We start from the raw sequence: 15,006 nt of genomic DNA on the forward strand, positions 1-15,006 counted from the left end.
CGCTCCGAGCTGGCGGGCAGGTACGCCACGTTGCAGGCCATTCGGCGACCGCTGAATATGATCCGTTCGTCCTGAGTATGGACCGAGGTGCCGAAGGCGGATCGAAGGACAGGTCCCGCGCGACAACTGTCCTTCGATACGCCCTCTCGATACGCCGCTACGCGTCACCTCGATGGCACCTCAGGACGAACGGGTAATATTAAGGCTCGGTGCTCTAAACTGAGCTAGACCGGCATTTTCCGCTTGCTGAACTCCCGCCCGATGATTGCCGTATCCTCGCGGCTTTCGATCACCATCGCGCCGTCCTGGAGCTGCTTGATAATATAGTCGGACATGCTCGCATCGGGCGTGCCCGAGTTGAGGAACTTCAAATTGTTCTTCCTGCACAGGTCGAGCACGCGCTGGCGGACCGCCTGCATGTCCGGCCGGGCGCCGATGTCGCGCGGCATCGGTTCGTCCTCGGGGATCGCGTCGAGGCCCTTCAGCCAGTAATTATGGTCGCCCGGGCCCCATTCGGCCATGGTGATGCCGGGCACGGCGAGCGTCTGCGCGACGTTCATGTCGGCGATCGTGTCCTCGATCTTCACGCCGAAGAAGAGCTCGCCGCGCGGGTTGAGCGGCCAGGTGTCGGCGATGTGGCAATATTTGTTGCCGGTCACGCCCCAGATCTCGGCGGCATAGCCGGCGCTCGACCCGCGCAGGCCGCGCATCGGCACCTTCGGCGTGTCGGGATAATCGAACGGATAGCGCACCGCCATCTGCGCCGCGACCTGGATCGCCTTGGGGTCCCGCGCGTGGCAGATATGGATGCCCATCACGCCGCAATCGAGCAGCTGGCCGAGCACCCAGCTATTGGCGCGCATATAGGCTTCGTCGAGGCCGATGATCGGGGTTGAGACGAACACGGCGGGGAAGCGATGGCCGCTGCGGGTCGGGCCGCCGTCGCGCAGGCCCCGCATGAACTCGCGGATCGCGGTGAAATCGAGCGCGCCATGCTCGCATTCATAGCAGAGCGCATCAGCCCAGGTCCGCGCCATCCTGACGCCCTGGGCATAGGGATCGACGCCGGGGCCGGTTCCGGTGCCGGTATAATAGACCGCCTGGCCATCCTCCCACAGCTCGATCGCCTTGTTGATGCGGCGCGGCTTGTAATGGGGATCGACCGAGGAGGGCTGAACGCCGCTGTTGACCGGCGGGGCGGAGCGGGGGCCGGGCCCGGCCTGGGCGAGCGCGCCGGTGGCCATGAAGGCGGCGCCCAGGCCCGCGCTCGCTGTCAGGAAATCACGCTTGTTCATGCTCATGGCACCCTCCTCTTGATCCTCGTCCCAACGGGATCGTGTCACATATAGGATATTATCGCCAGCGGCTTTTCGGATGGCCCGCGCACCATCCCGGGGCCGCGGACGGGCCGCGCCCCGGGGGCACGCCGACAGCGCTATTTTCCGAGGGGAAAGAGAGGGTTGCGCATAGTAATTATACCTAGGCGGGGAGCGCGGCAATTATTCACCTTTCCGGCGCAAGCTCCTCCCGACCCCGTCCGGACGATGGGGAGAGGGAAGATATGTGCTGAAATCGCGCCTCTGGCTTGGGCATGCCACCGCCCTCGCAATGTGCCTGATGGCAGGCGAGGCAACATCGGCGCAGATGGCGAGCAGCGCCGTCCTCGTCGCGGGAAGAGTCGCGTCCTTTCTGCAGCCGGCGCTCAGCGGGACGGTCACCGCCGCCATCGTCTACAGACCCGGTGACGGCGCCTCCGAACGGGAAGCGCGCGGGATAGAACGTGCGCTCGGCAGCGGGCTCGTGGTCGGATCGCTGACGCTCAGGCCGCGCCGGGTGGCCTCGACCGCGCTGGGCGAACTCGCCGGCGCCAGGGTCGCCTTCGTCACGGTCGGCACCGACTACCGGGAGGTCGCCGCGGCGGCGGCATCGCGCTCGATCCTGACGATCAGCGGCGATCCCGCCTGCACCCGCGCCGCGCAGTGCGTGGTGACGATCAGCGCGGCCAACCGGGTCCAGATCACCGTCAGCCGAGCCGCCACCCGGGCAGCGAAGCTCAAATTCAGTTCGGCCTTTCTCATGCTCATCAAGGAAATCTGACATGGCGCGCGCCAGCCAGCATCGCCGATCGCGCACCGCAGCCCGCAGCCGCCTGATGGGGGCGTGCCTGATCCTGTCCGGCTTGCCCGGGGTGGCGGCGGCGCAGAGCGTCGATCACGAAAAGCTCGAGGCGCTGTTCGGCGAGCCGGTCACCACCAGCGTCACCGGCAAGCCGCAGCGCGCCTCCGAAGCGCCGGCCGCGCTGACCATCATCACCCGCGACGATATCAGGCGCTCGCCGGCGCGCGACATTGTCGGGCTGATCCGCGCCTATGCCGGGATCGACGTCGCCCGCTGGACCGCCGGCCAGTCCGACGTCAGCATCCGCGGCGGGGTCCAGCCCTATAATGCCCGGCTGCTCGTGCTGGTGAACGGCCACCAGGTCTATCTCGACCATTATGGCATGACCAACTGGGCCGGGCTCGGCGTCGAGCTCGACGATATCCAGCAGATCGAGGTCGTGCGCGGGCCCAACAGCGCGCTGTTCGGGTTCAACGCCGTCTCGGGCGTGATCAACATCATCACGATCAACCCGCTCCAGACCCAGCAGCTCACCGCGACCGTCGAGGCCGGCGACCATGGCTATAGCCAGCTTTCGGCCGGCGCCGCCTTCAAGCTCGGCACGCATCTCGGGCTCCGGCTTTCGGGCGGCTATGGCCGGTCGCGCGAGCTCGAGGGGCTGGCGGGCGCGCCGGTCAGCCCGGTGCCGGGGGGATATGCCCTTGACCCGGTGCATGTCGCGGTCGCCGGCGAACTCTATGCCAGGATCGACGACCGCACCGAGGCAGTGCTCAGCGCCAGCCACAGCTACAGCCGCCAGCAGGAATTCATCCATGTGCTGCTGATGGGCAAGAGCCTCAACTATTTCACCTCGGTCGGCGCGCGCATCTCGCATGACACCGGCTGGGGCGCGCTGTCGGCCCGGGCCTATCGCAACCAGTCCGACATCACGGCACCGGTCGACGTGCTGGCTGACCCGCTCCGGTTCCACAACAATGTCTTCGTCGCCTCGGCCGACGCGCTCGTCCGGATCGGCACGTCGAACACGGTGCGCGGCGGGATCGAATATCGCGACAACGCGCTGGTGCAGACGCCGGGCTATCCCGACGCGACCTTCTACAAGGTCTATGCGCTGAGCGGCATGTGGGAGAGCGCGCTGAGCGACGCGGTCACGCTGACGGTCGCCGGCCGGTTCGACCATCTCGTGCTCGGCCGCGAGGGCCCGGTCGACCAGCCAAGCCTTTTCACCAATGCCGATTTCGCGCGCATCAGCAACGAGCTGAGCTTCAACGGGGCGCTTGTCGGCAAGATCGGCGCGTCGGGCTCGGTTCGGGCGAGCCTCGCCAGGGGCGTCCAGGCGCCGTCGCTGTTCGATCTGTCCTCGCGCCTCGTCTTCCCGATTCCGGGCCTGTCGATCCCGCTCGTCTTCCTCGGCGATCCCGGCATCCATCCGTCGCCGGTGTGGAGCGGCGAGATCGGCTATACCCGCACGCTCGGCGATTCCGGCAGCCGGTTCGAGCTGACCGGCTTCTACAATCGCAGCAGCGACCTGATCAGCTCGCCCGGCACGCCGTCGCCACCGCTCGCCGGGCCGCCTGCCTATCCCTTCATCGCCCTGGCATCGCAGAATGTCGGCTCCTTCACTGCCTTCGGCCTCGAGGCGTCGCTGTCCGGCCATGTCGGCACGCATGTCGCCTGGATGGCCAATTATGGCTGGACTCATGCCCGGCAGGATATTTCGGGAAATGGCGGCGCCGGCCCCGGCAGCTTCGCCTGGCCGATCTCGCTCGCGCGCTCGACGCCGGAGCACAGGATCAAGGCGCAGATCAGCTATGAGCACGGCCCCTGGCTCGCCAGCGTCGCGGCGCGCTACAGGAGCGGCATCCGGCAGCTCGTGGGCAGCAACGGGCCCTTTGCGCTGGTCGATATTCCCGCAACCCTCACGTTCGACGCGAAGCTGGCGGTCGAGCTTCGCCACGGCGTGACGCTCGAGCTGGCCGGCGAGAACCTCAATGATGCGGCCGGCGCCGGCCTCTCGCCGATCCCCGCCGAGCGGCGGCTGCGCGCCGGCCTGAGGCTGCACTTCTGATGCGCTCGGTGCTTCGCTTCGCGACCGCGCCGGCGGGCCGGTGGCGCCGGCTTGCCGACTGGCCGCTGCTCGCCAAATTCGGCGTCATCCCGGCGCTCACCGTCGCCATGTTCATGCTGACGGCGGCAATGGAGGTCTGGCTGCTGCAGGACGTGCGCAACAACACGGCCTATGTCGTCGAGGTCGCCATGCCCGATGCAGCGAAGCTGGCCGATACCGATGCGCGGTTCGAACGCGCCGATGCGAATTTCGGGCGGTTGGTGAGCGACGAGGCGCTTCATCCGGGGCGGAACGACATCGCGGCGCGCGCCCGCGACATCCGCGCCGCGCTGGCGGTCGTCGATCGCAACCTGAAAGAGTTCGAGGGTACCGAGATCGGCCGCCAGAATCTGGACCATGTCCGCGCCGCCCGCAGCGACGTCGAGCAATATTCGGAGGCCGTCGGTGTCGTCACGACGATGCTCGGCGTCAATTTCGCCGCCACCGAGGCGATGCTCAAGCCGTTCCACGCCAATGCCGAGCGCGTCGTCGCCAATATCAATCATGTCGCCCGCCGGGGAATCGCCGAGACGAACGAGCGGGTGCGGGTGGTCGGTATGCATGTCGCCGCGAGCCGGGTGACGTTTGCGCTGGTCATCCTGATCGCGCTGATCGGCGTTCCGCTCGCGACCTGGCGCATCGGCCTCGCAACCGTCAGGCCGATCAGGGCGATCGCCGACGCCACCGCCCGCTTCGCCGCGGCCGATTATGACGTCGATATTGCCCGCCTTGCCCGCGCCGACGAGCTCGGCGCAGTGGTGAGCGCGCTCGAGACCTTTCGCATCCAGGCGCTCGAAGCGCGGCGGCTCGGGCAGATCGAGGCGAAGAACCGCGCCCTCTCGCTCGCCAAGGCGGCGGCCGAGACGGCCAATGAAGCCAAATCCGAATTCCTCGCCAATATGAGCCACGAGCTGCGTACGCCGCTGAATGCGATCCTCGGCTATGCCCAGCTGCTGGGCCGCGACCACAGCCTGAACGAGCGCCAGGAAAATGCCGCCCGCACGATCCACCAGAGCGGGATGCATCTGCTGACCCTGATCACCGACATCCTCGATCTCTCCAAGATCGAGGCCGGCAAGTTCGAGCTCACCCCGGCGGCGTTCAACCTGCGCGACTTTCTGCGCGGGGCCAGCGACATCATCCGCGTGCGCACCGAGGAGAAGGCGCTCGGTTTCGCCTGCGAGATCGACGACGACCTGCCGGCCTTCGTGCTCGGCGACGAGAAGAGGCTGCGCCAGGTGCTGCTCAACCTGCTCGGCAATGCAGTGAAGTTCACTGATCGCGGGAAAATCGTGCTGCATGTCGGCCTGGCATCGAAGACCGCGACCGCGGCGCGGATCCTGTTCGCGGTGAGCGATACCGGCGTCGGCATCGCGGCCGATGACCTGCCGGCCATCTTCCAGCCGTTCGAGCAGGTCGGCGCGCGCGCGCGCCGTACCGGCGGCACCGGCCTCGGCCTCAGCATCAGCCGCCAGCTGGTGGGGCTGATGAAGAGCAGGATCGAGGTCGAGAGCCGGCAGGGCGAGGGCAGCCGGTTCAGCTTCACGCTCGACATGCCGGTGCTGGCGGCCGAGCCGGGCGCGGTGCCGCGCGCGATCGCCGCGACCGGATATGAAGGCGCGCGGCGCAGCGTGCTGATCGTCGACGATATCGCCGAGAACCGCGACGTGATGGCCGATACGCTTGGCGCGCTCGGCTTTGTCACCCATCAGGCTGCGGACGGCCTGGAGGGCATCGCCCAGGCCGAGGCGGTGCGGCCCGACCTGATCCTGATGGACATCAGGATGCCGGTGATGGACGGGATCGAGGCGATGCGGCTGATCCGCGCGCACGACACGCTCGGCGCGGTCGCGCTCATCGCCTTTTCGGCGGGCGCCACGCCCGAGGACCGCGAGCGCAGCCTTGCCGCCGGCGCCGACGGCTTCCTGACCAAGCCGGTCGACCATGAGGAGCTGATCGCCGCGATCGGCCGGCTTCTCGGCGTGACCTGGACCGGCGGCGAGGCGGCGCGCGACGATCCCGCGCGCGCGGCGGAGGCGCTGCTGCCGCCGCCCGCGGCCGAGATCGCGGTGCTCCACGCGCTCGCCAAGGCGGGCAACATCCGCGCGATCAGGACGCATGCCGATTATCTGGTGACGCTCGACCCGCGTTACCGCCCCTTCGCCGACGCGCTGCAGCGCTTCGCGCGGATCTACAACGCCCAGGCGATCCAGGACCTGGTCGAACAATATCTAGACCCCGAAAAAGCGATGGCATCATGAGCACCATGAGCAAGATTTCAGTCGTCGACCTCCTGTCCAGGACGGTCCTGATCGTCGACGACAATCCGGTGAACCTTGCCGTGGTGGTCGATCATCTCGAGGATCACGGCTTCGAGGTGACGGTCGCCCAGGGCGGCGAGGAAGCGCTGAAGCGCGCTGCGTTCGGCCAGCCCGACCTGATCCTGCTCGACGTGATGATGCCCGGCATCGACGGCTTCGAGACCTGCCGCCGGTTGAAGGCCGATCCGGCGACGCGCGATATCCCGGTGATCTTCATGACGGCCCTGTCGGATATCGACGACAAGGTGGCCGGCTTCGAGGCGGGCGGCATCGACTATGTGAGCAAGCCCTTCCAGATCGAGGAGCTGCTCGCGCGCGTCCGCACCCATCTCGCGCTTCGCGCGGCGCAGCTGCGGGTGGTCGCGCAGAACCAGGAGCTGCGCGAGGAGATCGTCGCGCGGCGCGGCGCGGAAACCGCCCTGCGCTTCTCCGAGCTGCGCTACCGGCGGCTGTTCGAGACGGCGACCGACGGCATCCTGCTGCTCGACAGCGAGACCGGGCAGGTCACCGACGCCAACCCGGCGATCACCGCGATGCTGGGGCATGGCCATGCCGCGCTGATCGGCCACCGGCTGCCGGAGCTCGCGCCCTTTCGCAAGGTCTCCACCTGCAAGGCGCTGGTGGCCGAGATCAAGCTGCTCGAGCATATCCGCTATGACGACTGGGTGATCGAACGAGGCGACGGGTCGTCGATCGAGGTCGAGATGATCGGCACGCTCTACCAGGCGGGCGGCAAGGGCATCATCCAGTGCAATATCCGCGACATCACCGATCGTCGCGAGGCCGAGGCGCGGATCCGCTACATGGCGCTGCACGATGCGCTGACCGGCCTGCCGAACCGCATCATGCTCGCCGACCGGCTCGCCATGGCGATCGCGCAGGCGCGCCGCTGCGGCAAGCAGGTCGCGGTGCTGATGCTCGATCTCGACCATTTCAAGCACATCAACGATTCGCTCGGCCACCATGTCGGCGACCAGCTGCTTGAAGCGGTGGCGGTGCGGCTGCGCCAGTGCCTGCGCGAAACCGACACGGCGGCACGGGTCGGCGGCGACGAGTTCGTCATCACGCTGTCGGACGTCACCGGCGGCGAGGATGCGTCGGTGGTCGCGCGCAAGATCCAGGCGGCGCTGGTCGAACCCTTTCCGATCGACCAGCATCGCCTGCATATCGGCGGCAGCATCGGCGTCAGCCTGTTCCCGGCCGATGGCGAGGATGCCGGCGCCCTGCTGCGCGCCGCCGACACGGCGATGTACGACGCCAAGGAGAATGGCCGGGGCGGCCACCGTTTCTTCACGCCCGCGCTGAACGAGGCGGCGCAGCGCCGGCACATCTTGGTCAATGACGTCCATCAGGCCTGCGCCCGCGGCGAATTCACGCTCCATTATCAGCCGCAGCTCGCGCTCGCCTCGGGCCAGATCACCGCGGTCGAGGCGCTGATCCGCTGGAACCACCCGGTCCATGGGCAGATCTCGCCGACGCTGTTCGTCCCGCTGCTCGAGGAACTCGGGCTGATGGTCGATGTCGGCGAATGGGTGCTGATGTCCGCCTGCCGCCAGAATGCCGCATGGCAGGCGAAAGGCCTGCCGCCGGTGCGGATGGCGGTGAACCTGTCAGCGCAGCAATTCTATCGCGGCGATATCGTCGAGACCATCCGGCGCGCGCTCGACGAGGCCGGGCTCGAGGCGAAATGGCTCGAGCTCGAGCTCACCGAGAGCCTGACGCTCGACGACACCGAGACCACCATCCAGACGATGCGGCGACTGAAGGCGCTCGGCGTCAGCCTGTCGCTCGACGATTTCGGCACCGGCTGGTCGTCGCTTGCCTATGTCAGGCGCTTTCCGCTCGACCGGATCAAGATCGACCGGTCGTTCATGCGCGACGTGATCACGCATCCCAACGCCGCCGCGGTCGTCCAGAGCATCCTTCACCTCGCGCAGAGCCTCGACCTTGGCTGCATCGCCGAGGGGGTCGAGACCACGGCGCAGCTCGACTATCTCGAGCGCCAGCATTGCGAGGAGATTCAGGGCTTCCTGCTGAGCGAGCCGCTGCCGGCCGATGCGGTGGCCGACATGCTGGGCACCCGGCATTCCCTGGGCGCGCTGCGCGACATCATGGCGACGGCGCCGCGGTCGGTGCGGGCGGTGAAATAGGCGGCAAAACGCCCCGCGACCGCTGACCGGGCACGGGGCGTATCGTTACCGCTGACCGCCGATCAGAGGGCGCGCAGTTCCTCGGCCGAGGATTTGCCGCTGCGGCTGTCCGCGACGACTTCGTAGGAGACCTTCTGGTTCTCATCGAGGCCGTTGAGGCCGGCGCGCTCGACGGCGCTGATGTGAACGAACACGTCAGTGCTGTTGTCGTCAGGCTGGATGAAGCCGAAGCCCTTTTGCGAATTGAACCATTTTACCGTTCCCGTAGCCATGGGGTATTCCTTGATAGTGATAGTGCCGCCGCACAGGGTGCACGGCGGTCGGGTCGAGATCTGGATTCGGGAAGAGGCGCGCATTTTGCGGCGGGGCCAGGTCGTTCGGCCGAAACTCGATGCGACCGCTATGGGCGCAATCGCGCCAATGGGCAAGCGGCGATCCGAAACGGCCGGAACGACCGTGCGGCGCGGCGCGTTCAGGGCGCAGTTTTTTCTCACGCTGCCGTAAGGGCTTCAAGGGAGACACACCGTGCGCAACACCGTTTCGATCATCGCGATCTCGGCCGCGCTCGCGCTCGGGGCGTGCGGCCCCAAGGCGGAGCAGCGCGCCGACAAGACCGGCGACCTGCTGTCGAACGCGGCCGACGATGTGAAGGTGGCGGTGCTGCCGACCCCGACCGCGCAGGAATTCGTCGACAAGGCAGCCAGAAGCGACGCCTTCGAGATCGCCTCGGCCAGGCTCGCGAAGGAGAAAGCGGGCTCGGCCGACCTGAAGAGCTTCGCCGCGATGATGATCGCCGACCACAATGGCTCGACCGCGAAGATCAAGGCGGCCGCCGCGGCGGCCAGGCCGGCGCTCAAGCCCGACCCGATGCTGACCGACGACCAGAAGGGCAAGCTCGACGATCTCGGCACGCTGACGGGCAGGGATTTCGACAAGGCCTATGCCGATCAGCAGATCGCCGCGCACCACGCAACGCTGTCGCTGATGCGGGTCTATGCCGACAAGGGCGAAACCCCCTCGCTCAAGAAGGCGGCGGGCGATATCGTGCCCAGGGTGCAGGCGCATCTCGACAAGATCAAGGCGATCAAGGCGGCGATGTAGGCTCGGGGGCCGCCGGCGCCTCGGTGAGGTGGAGCCATACGCCGATCGTCATCAGCAGCCCGGCGACGGCAAGGGTGACGGTCAGCGGCTCGCGCAGCGCGACCAGGCCGATCAGCGCGCCGATAAAGGGCGCGGTCGAGAAATAGGCGCCGGTGCGCGCCGCCCCGATCTCGCGCAGCGCCAGCACGAACAGGACGAGGCTGAGGCCATAGCCGAGAAAGCCGACCGTCGCGGCGGCGCCGATCTCGGGCAGCGCCGGCAACCGGCTTCCGACCGCAAGCGCGATCGCGATGTTGAAGATGCCGGCGCACACGCCCTTGATCGCGGCGAGGGTGAGCGCGTCGACATCGGCGATCTTGGCCGTGCAATTATTGTCGATCGCCCAGGCGAGGCACGCCCCGGTGATCGCCAGCGCGCCGAGCAGGCCGGCATGGCCCGGCGAGCCGCGCAGCCCGAGCAGCACCGCGCCGAGGAAGATCGCCGCCATGCCGAGCCCGATGCGGCGGTTGAACGGCTCGCGAAACACGATCCAGGCGATGAGCGCGGTGAACACGCCCTCGAGCGTGAGCAGCAGCGAGGCGGCCGATCCGGTCGTCGCGGTCAGCCCCTGCATCAGCAAGGCGGGCCCGATCGCGCCGCCGAACAGGACCATGCAGGCGAGCCAGGGATAATCGGCGCGGGCGAGATGCAGCCCGTCGCGGCGCCTGAACAGCCTGAACAATGTGAGGCCGAGCCCCGAGCCGAGATAGAGCAGGCCGGCGAGCAGCAGCGGATCGACGCTGCCGACGATCAGCTTCGCGGCCGGGGTGGAGAGCCCGAACAGCAAGGCGGCGGCGATGGCGAGCAATCCGCCGCGCCGGATATCGCCGAGGATGAAGATGCGGGGCATTGCGGGCGGCTAGCCGAGTTGAGGGGGGATGGCCAGTCAAGGGGTGGCGGTGTCTGCTGAAAAGGGTCAGCGCGCCGCTTCGAAATCGCGTTCGAACAGGGCGAGATCGGCCTGCGAGACGTCGGAGACAGCCCAGAGATCGAGCCCGCCCTGCTGCCAGTGGCGCAGATTATAGCCCTCGAACTGCGCCGTCGCGGGCTTCGCGGGGGCGGTTGCCGGCCAGGCGAACAGGTTGATGGTGTGGAGCCGGCGGCGATAGACGATCGCCGGGACGACCCGCCCGCCGATATAATCGAGCCGGCCGCCGGCGAGCGGGAAGCCCTGCGCCTTGAGATCGGGGGTCGGCGGCGCGAAATCGATCCGGCCGTTGAACCAGGGCTTCACGACATGCTGGTCCGAGGTCACGACATCGACGAGATGGTTCGCGAGCAGCGAGCGGACATGGCTCGCCACGACCTGCTGCTCGAGGCCCGGCGCGGCGGGCGGCCGGGTGACCACCACCAGCACCAGGCTCGCCGCCGCCGACAGGCCGGCACCGAGCGCCGCCCAGGCGAAGCGCGACGGCGGGGCGGCGTGAGCGGCCGGGGCCTCGCGCGGCAGCGCTGCCTCGATCCGTTCGCGCAGGCCCTCGGGGGCGGGCTGCCTGAGCGCCGGATCGGCCAGCATCTCGCGGAGCGCGAGGAGCCGCTCATATTCGGCGGCGCAGCCCGCGCAGCTCTTGAGATGCGCTTCGCAGGCGGCCGCATTGGCTGCGTCGAGCTCGTCGTCGAGCAGTGCGTGGAGGAGATGGTCGCGGTCGGCACAGGCAGTCATGCGCGTTCCTCTCGCTCCGCTTCGGGCAGGAGCAGCTTCGCCAGCATCTCGCGCGCCCGGGCGAGCCGCGACATGACGGTGCCGATCGGCACGCCGGTGATCGCGGCGATCTCGCGATAGGGCATCTGTTCCATCTCGCGCAGCACCAGCGCCTCGCGGAACGGCTCGGGAATCGCGGCGATGGTGGCGCGCAGGGCCTCGCTCTCCTGGGTTCGGATCAGCGCTGCCTCGGCGCTCTCGGCGTCGTCGGGGATCGCCTCGATCGCGGCCGCCTGGGTTTCGGTGAGGCTCGCATGGCTGACGATCACCTGGCCGCGCGCCTGGTCGCCGCCCGCGCGGTCCCGCCAGCAATTGCGCAGGATCGCGAACAGCCAGGCACGCGGCGCGCCGCCCTGATAGGTGTCGAAGGCGCGGAAGGCGCGCAGGAACGTCTCCTGGACCACATCCTCGGCGACGGCAGGGTCGCCCGCGAGCCAGCGGGCGAGATTCCAGGCAGCGTCGAGATGCGGGAGCATGGTCGCGCGGAAGCGCGCCGCGCTGTCGGGCGCGGGGCTGGTGCGCTGCGTGCCGCGCACCAGATACGGTCTGAACAGGCCGCCTCTCTCGCTCACATCCCAGCCTATCCCGTGACGGTGACGCTGCCCGTCATATGCGGATGAAGGCCGCAGAAATAGGCAAAAGAGCCGGCGTGCGCGAAGGTGAAGGAGAAGCGCTCGCCGGTATCGAGCACTTTCGACCTGAAACTCCTGTCGACCGCGACGACGCTGTGCGGGATATCGTCGTCATTCACCCAGGTGACCGTCTGCCCGGCGCGGATCTTCAGCGCCTGGGGCCCGAAGGTGAAGTTCGAGATATGGACCATCGGCGCGGCGGCGGCGGGCGCCGAGACCGCCGGTTGTGAAAAAGCGAGCGGGGCCGAAAGGCCGAGGGGCAGGGTGGCGGCGAGCAGTGCCGCGAGGATCAGGCGTTTCATGAAGGACCTTTCGTTCAGGCGAGGGTTGAATCGACCAGGGCGATGCGCTCGGCGCCGCGGCGGAAGGCGACATCAGTGATGCCGAGCAGCGCGTGGAGCTGGCCGGCGGGCACTGTCTGCGGGCCGGGCGAGGGGGCGGTGCCCGGGGCGGGCTGGGGGAAGGCGGTCGAGCGGGCGGTGTGGAAGACCATCCGGCCTTCGACCTTCTGCGCGATCTGGTGGATATGGCCGTTGAGGATCGAGACCGAGCCGAACCGCGCGAGCAGCTTCAGCGCCTCGGCGGCATCGTCAGTGCCCCAGCCCCAATCGGCATAGACAGTCCAGAGCGGGATATGCGCCATCACGATGATCGGGGTCGAGGCCGGGCGGCCGGCAAGGTCCTTCGCCAGCCAGGCGATCTGGTCGGCGCCGAGCCGGCCCATGCCGCCGGGCTTCAGGTCGGCGACATTGACCAGGCCGACGAAATGCACCCCCTTGTGATCGAAGCTGTACCAGCCGGCGCCGAGCGTGTTCTTACCGTAGCGGGCGAGGAATGCCTTGCCGGCACCCTCGTCGACCATGTCGTGCTCGCCGGGCACGAAGAAGACCGGCAGGCCGGCTTCGCGCAGGATCTGGTCGGCATCGTCGAACTCGCTGTCGCGCGAGAGCTGGGTGATGTCGCCGGTATGGATGATGAAATCGGGCTTCACCGGCATCGCGATGATCTTCGCGACCGCTTCGCGCAGGGTGGCGCGGGCATCGGGGTTGGCCGGCTTGGCGAAGCCGACATGGCTGTCGCTGAGCTGGAGGAAAGTGAAGCCGACCGCCCTTGCCGGGCCCGCGCCGAGCATGCTGCTCGAGGCGATGCCGCCGTTCAGCGCCCAGAGCGCGCCGGTGCCCGCCCATGCCATGCATTTGAGCGCCTCGCGGCGGGTGGTGGCTGTGTCGGGATGGTCGGTCATGCAGGGCTCCGTCGGGTGGTTCGGAGAGCAAGACCGGTGGGGGCCGGGGTTTATTCCCGGAAGCGTGCGAATAATCCTGGCGGAGCGCGCGGCGCGCAATTCGCGGGCTGTTTTGTTATGACTGAGCCTATGAACGCTGAACGCGCGATCTACGACCACCATGACCTCGAGGCAGAGGCAGCGGCCGATGCGCGCGCGGAAGCTGACATAAAGGCAGGCCGCGTCGTCGACCACGCAGATGTCGCTGCGTGGCTGGCGACCTGGGGAACGCCCGACGAGAAGCCAGTTCCACCCGAATGGCTCGAATAGTCTGGACGCGCGACGCTCTCGCAAGTCTCGAGCCATTCACTTACGATCGCGCCCCATATCATCCGATATGGTTCGACGGCGAGCCGTCTTCATGCTCGGTATCCGCCACAATGCGCAACGGTCGGAATAGGGGCACCGTACACCATCCACGGCACGGAACGCCCCCGCCGGCCAGCGCGTTCAGCGCGCGCTTCATTTTCATGGGCGGCTTCTTTACAGGGGCCGCTCACTTCAAGGGAATGCCCGTGCGCAAGACTGTTTCGACCATCGCGATCGCTGCCGCCCTCCTGATCGGGGGCTGCGGGAAGCATTTTGGCGGGCAACCGACCGAAACAAGCACTGACACCGGCACCTCGGCCGCAGCGGCGACCAACGTGGCCGCCGAGGCCCGGCAGGCGCCGGAGGCGGCGCCGACCGCGCAGCAATTCGTCGACCAGGCAGCGAGCGGCGACGCGTTCGAGATCGCAGCCGCCAATCTCGCGCTCAAGCTGGCGAAATCGCCCGATGTGCGCAGCTTCGCGGCGATGATGATCACCGAGCACACAGCGACGACCGCCGAGATCAGGAAAGCAGCGGCGGCGTCGGCTCCGGCGCTCACCCCCAGGGCGACGCTCAGCGAGGACCAGCGCAACAGGCTGCAGGATCTCGGCGCGCTCACCGGCGGCGAGTTCGACGACCGCTATGCCGATGGGCAGGTCTCGGCGCACGAGGCGGCGTTGACGCTGATGCAGACCTATGCCGACAAGGGCCAGGCTGGCCCGCTGAAGGACGCGGCGGCCGACATCGTCGGCAAGGTGCAGGGGCATCTCGACCAGATCAGGGCGATCCGGCACACGCTGTAAGCCGGGCGGGCTCAGCCCTTCGCCGTCACCCAGATATCGACCGGCGCGACGAACTTGCCGGGCGCCGGCTTGCCGACATCGATGCGCTGCGCGGTGACGCGCTCGCCGGATTCGAGGACGAAGCCGGCCCCGGTCTGCGGCATGCGGCCGAAGACCATCTTCTGGATCGGCCGGCCGGTGACGGTGTTCATGATGGTTGCGGTGATGCTCATCCGGGGGCTGTTAGCGGGCGGGCGGGCCGGCGTCACCTCCCGCTCGCCTTGTCCGGTGAAGGCCGGGTCGAGTGGAGGATGCCGGTGATGCTCGCATCCGCTTTGCCTCCGCGAGCCCGGCCGCGACCCCGATTCCCGCTGTTCCCCGCTGTTATTCGCGATGTTTTATTGTCATTTTTTGAGGTCAAAACCACCGGCTTCAGCCGGTAAGAGGCTTTAGCCGTCCGACG

Annotated in this window: 15 protein-coding genes; 7 read left to right on the top strand and 8 right to left on the bottom strand. The window is 68.0% G+C overall.

Annotated features, from left to right (window positions below; genetic code table 11):
- Positions 1-224 precede the first annotated feature (224 nt).
- Entirely contained in the window at positions 225-1,301 is a 1,077-nt protein-coding gene (locus ABD050_RS01785; RefSeq protein WP_343887401.1) for an HpcH/HpaI aldolase family protein, read from the bottom strand.
- Between the two features lie 262 nt (positions 1,302-1,563).
- Here ABD050_RS01785 and ABD050_RS01790 point away from each other — a divergent pair, with 262 nt between their 5' ends.
- The 4 genes from ABD050_RS01790 to ABD050_RS01805 are packed head-to-tail and all read left to right on the top strand — an operon-like array spanning position 1,564 to position 8,696.
- On the top strand, positions 1,564-2,097 hold the full coding sequence (locus ABD050_RS01790; RefSeq protein ID WP_343887402.1) for a YfiR/HmsC family protein: 534 nt from the start codon (positions 1,564-1,566) through the stop codon (positions 2,095-2,097).
- A gap of 1 nt (position 2,098) precedes the next feature.
- Complete coding sequence (locus ABD050_RS01795) at positions 2,099-4,186, top strand: TonB-dependent receptor plug domain-containing protein (protein ID WP_343887403.1); 2,088 nt, start codon at positions 2,099-2,101, stop codon at positions 4,184-4,186.
- Positions 4,186-6,486: an ATP-binding protein gene (locus tag ABD050_RS01800; RefSeq protein ID WP_343887404.1), complete on the top strand. Its 2,301-nt coding sequence runs from the start codon at positions 4,186-4,188 to the stop codon at positions 6,484-6,486. Before ABD050_RS01795 ends, ABD050_RS01800 begins: the two co-directional genes overlap by 1 nt.
- A gap of 5 nt (positions 6,487-6,491) precedes the next feature.
- On the top strand, positions 6,492-8,696 hold the full coding sequence (locus tag ABD050_RS01805; protein ID WP_343887405.1) for a putative bifunctional diguanylate cyclase/phosphodiesterase: 2,205 nt from the start codon (positions 6,492-6,494) through the stop codon (positions 8,694-8,696).
- A gap of 62 nt (positions 8,697-8,758) precedes the next feature.
- On the opposite strand, the gene ABD050_RS01810 is transcribed toward ABD050_RS01805, so the two are convergent.
- Positions 8,759-8,968, bottom strand: coding sequence for a cold-shock protein (locus ABD050_RS01810; RefSeq protein ID WP_343887406.1), 210 nt, complete (start codon positions 8,966-8,968; stop codon positions 8,759-8,761).
- Positions 8,969-9,221: 253 nt separating this feature from the next.
- Between ABD050_RS01810 and ABD050_RS01815 the strand changes: the two genes are divergently transcribed.
- The gene (locus tag ABD050_RS01815; protein WP_343887408.1) at positions 9,222-9,797 is read left to right on the top strand and encodes a DUF4142 domain-containing protein; all 576 of its coding nucleotides are present in this window, start codon (positions 9,222-9,224) and stop codon (positions 9,795-9,797) included.
- Here ABD050_RS01815 and ABD050_RS01820 read toward each other — a convergent pair.
- The 5 genes from ABD050_RS01820 to ABD050_RS01840 all read right to left on the bottom strand — a co-directional run bounded on the left by ABD050_RS01820 (position 9,781) and on the right by ABD050_RS01840 (position 13,413).
- Complete coding sequence (locus tag ABD050_RS01820) at positions 9,781-10,686, bottom strand: DMT family transporter (RefSeq protein ID WP_343887409.1); 906 nt, start codon at positions 10,684-10,686, stop codon at positions 9,781-9,783. The genes ABD050_RS01815 and ABD050_RS01820 overlap by 17 nt on opposite strands.
- Positions 10,687-10,752: 66 nt before the next feature.
- Positions 10,753-11,499, bottom strand: a complete 747-nt coding sequence (locus ABD050_RS01825; RefSeq protein WP_343887410.1) for an anti-sigma factor family protein — start codon at positions 11,497-11,499, stop codon at positions 10,753-10,755.
- On the bottom strand, positions 11,496-12,110 hold the full coding sequence (locus ABD050_RS01830; RefSeq protein WP_343887411.1) for a sigma-70 family RNA polymerase sigma factor: 615 nt from the start codon (positions 12,108-12,110) through the stop codon (positions 11,496-11,498). The genes ABD050_RS01825 and ABD050_RS01830 overlap by 4 nt, the downstream gene beginning before the upstream one ends.
- An 8-nt stretch (positions 12,111-12,118) precedes the next feature.
- On the bottom strand, positions 12,119-12,472 hold the full coding sequence (locus ABD050_RS01835) for a cupredoxin domain-containing protein (protein WP_343887412.1): 354 nt from the start codon (positions 12,470-12,472) through the stop codon (positions 12,119-12,121).
- Between the two features lie 14 nt (positions 12,473-12,486).
- Positions 12,487-13,413, bottom strand: coding sequence for a metallophosphoesterase family protein (locus ABD050_RS01840; protein WP_343887413.1), 927 nt, complete (start codon positions 13,411-13,413; stop codon positions 12,487-12,489).
- Positions 13,414-13,542: 129 nt separating this feature from the next.
- Between ABD050_RS01840 and ABD050_RS01845 the strand changes: the two genes are divergently transcribed.
- A complete protein-coding gene (locus ABD050_RS01845; RefSeq protein WP_343887414.1) occupies positions 13,543-13,722 on the top strand; it encodes an antitoxin in 180 nt (59 codons plus the stop codon).
- Between the two features lie 245 nt (positions 13,723-13,967).
- Positions 13,968-14,564 carry a DUF4142 domain-containing protein gene (locus ABD050_RS01850; protein WP_343887415.1) on the top strand — a complete coding sequence of 199 codons (597 nt, stop codon included), beginning with the start codon at positions 13,968-13,970 and terminating at the stop codon, positions 14,562-14,564.
- Positions 14,565-14,575: 11 nt separating this feature from the next.
- On the opposite strand, the gene ABD050_RS01855 is transcribed toward ABD050_RS01850, so the two are convergent.
- Positions 14,576-14,776 (bottom strand): hypothetical protein, encoded by a 201-nt coding sequence (locus ABD050_RS01855; RefSeq protein WP_343887416.1) that lies wholly within the window; start codon positions 14,774-14,776, stop codon positions 14,576-14,578.
- Positions 14,777-15,006 lie beyond the last annotated feature (230 nt).

Source organism: Sphingomonas oligophenolica (assembly GCF_039522915.1).
Classification (GTDB): domain Bacteria; phylum Pseudomonadota; class Alphaproteobacteria; order Sphingomonadales; family Sphingomonadaceae; genus Sphingomonas; species Sphingomonas oligophenolica.

Coding starts and splice junctions, on each gene's coding strand:
- ABD050_RS01835 (WP_343887412.1), bottom strand. CDS start 12,472: ATGAAACGCCTGATCCTCGCGGCACTGCTCGCCGCCACCCTGCCCCTC.
- ABD050_RS01785 (WP_343887401.1), bottom strand. CDS start 1,301: ATGAGCATGAACAAGCGTGATTTCCTGACAGCGAGCGCGGGCCTGGGC.
- ABD050_RS01795 (WP_343887403.1), top strand. CDS start 2,099: ATGGCGCGCGCCAGCCAGCATCGCCGATCGCGCACCGCAGCCCGCAGC.
- ABD050_RS01825 (WP_343887410.1), bottom strand. CDS start 11,499: ATGACTGCCTGTGCCGACCGCGACCATCTCCTCCACGCACTGCTCGAC.
- ABD050_RS01810 (WP_343887406.1), bottom strand. CDS start 8,968: ATGGCTACGGGAACGGTAAAATGGTTCAATTCGCAAAAGGGCTTCGGC.
- ABD050_RS01800 (WP_343887404.1), top strand. CDS start 4,186: ATGCGCTCGGTGCTTCGCTTCGCGACCGCGCCGGCGGGCCGGTGGCGC.
- ABD050_RS01855 (WP_343887416.1), bottom strand. CDS start 14,776: ATGAGCATCACCGCAACCATCATGAACACCGTCACCGGCCGGCCGATC.
- ABD050_RS01840 (WP_343887413.1), bottom strand. CDS start 13,413: ATGACCGACCATCCCGACACAGCCACCACCCGCCGCGAGGCGCTCAAA.
- ABD050_RS01845 (WP_343887414.1), top strand. CDS start 13,543: ATGAACGCTGAACGCGCGATCTACGACCACCATGACCTCGAGGCAGAG.
- ABD050_RS01820 (WP_343887409.1), bottom strand. CDS start 10,686: ATGCCCCGCATCTTCATCCTCGGCGATATCCGGCGCGGCGGATTGCTC.
- ABD050_RS01805 (WP_343887405.1), top strand. CDS start 6,492: ATGAGCAAGATTTCAGTCGTCGACCTCCTGTCCAGGACGGTCCTGATC.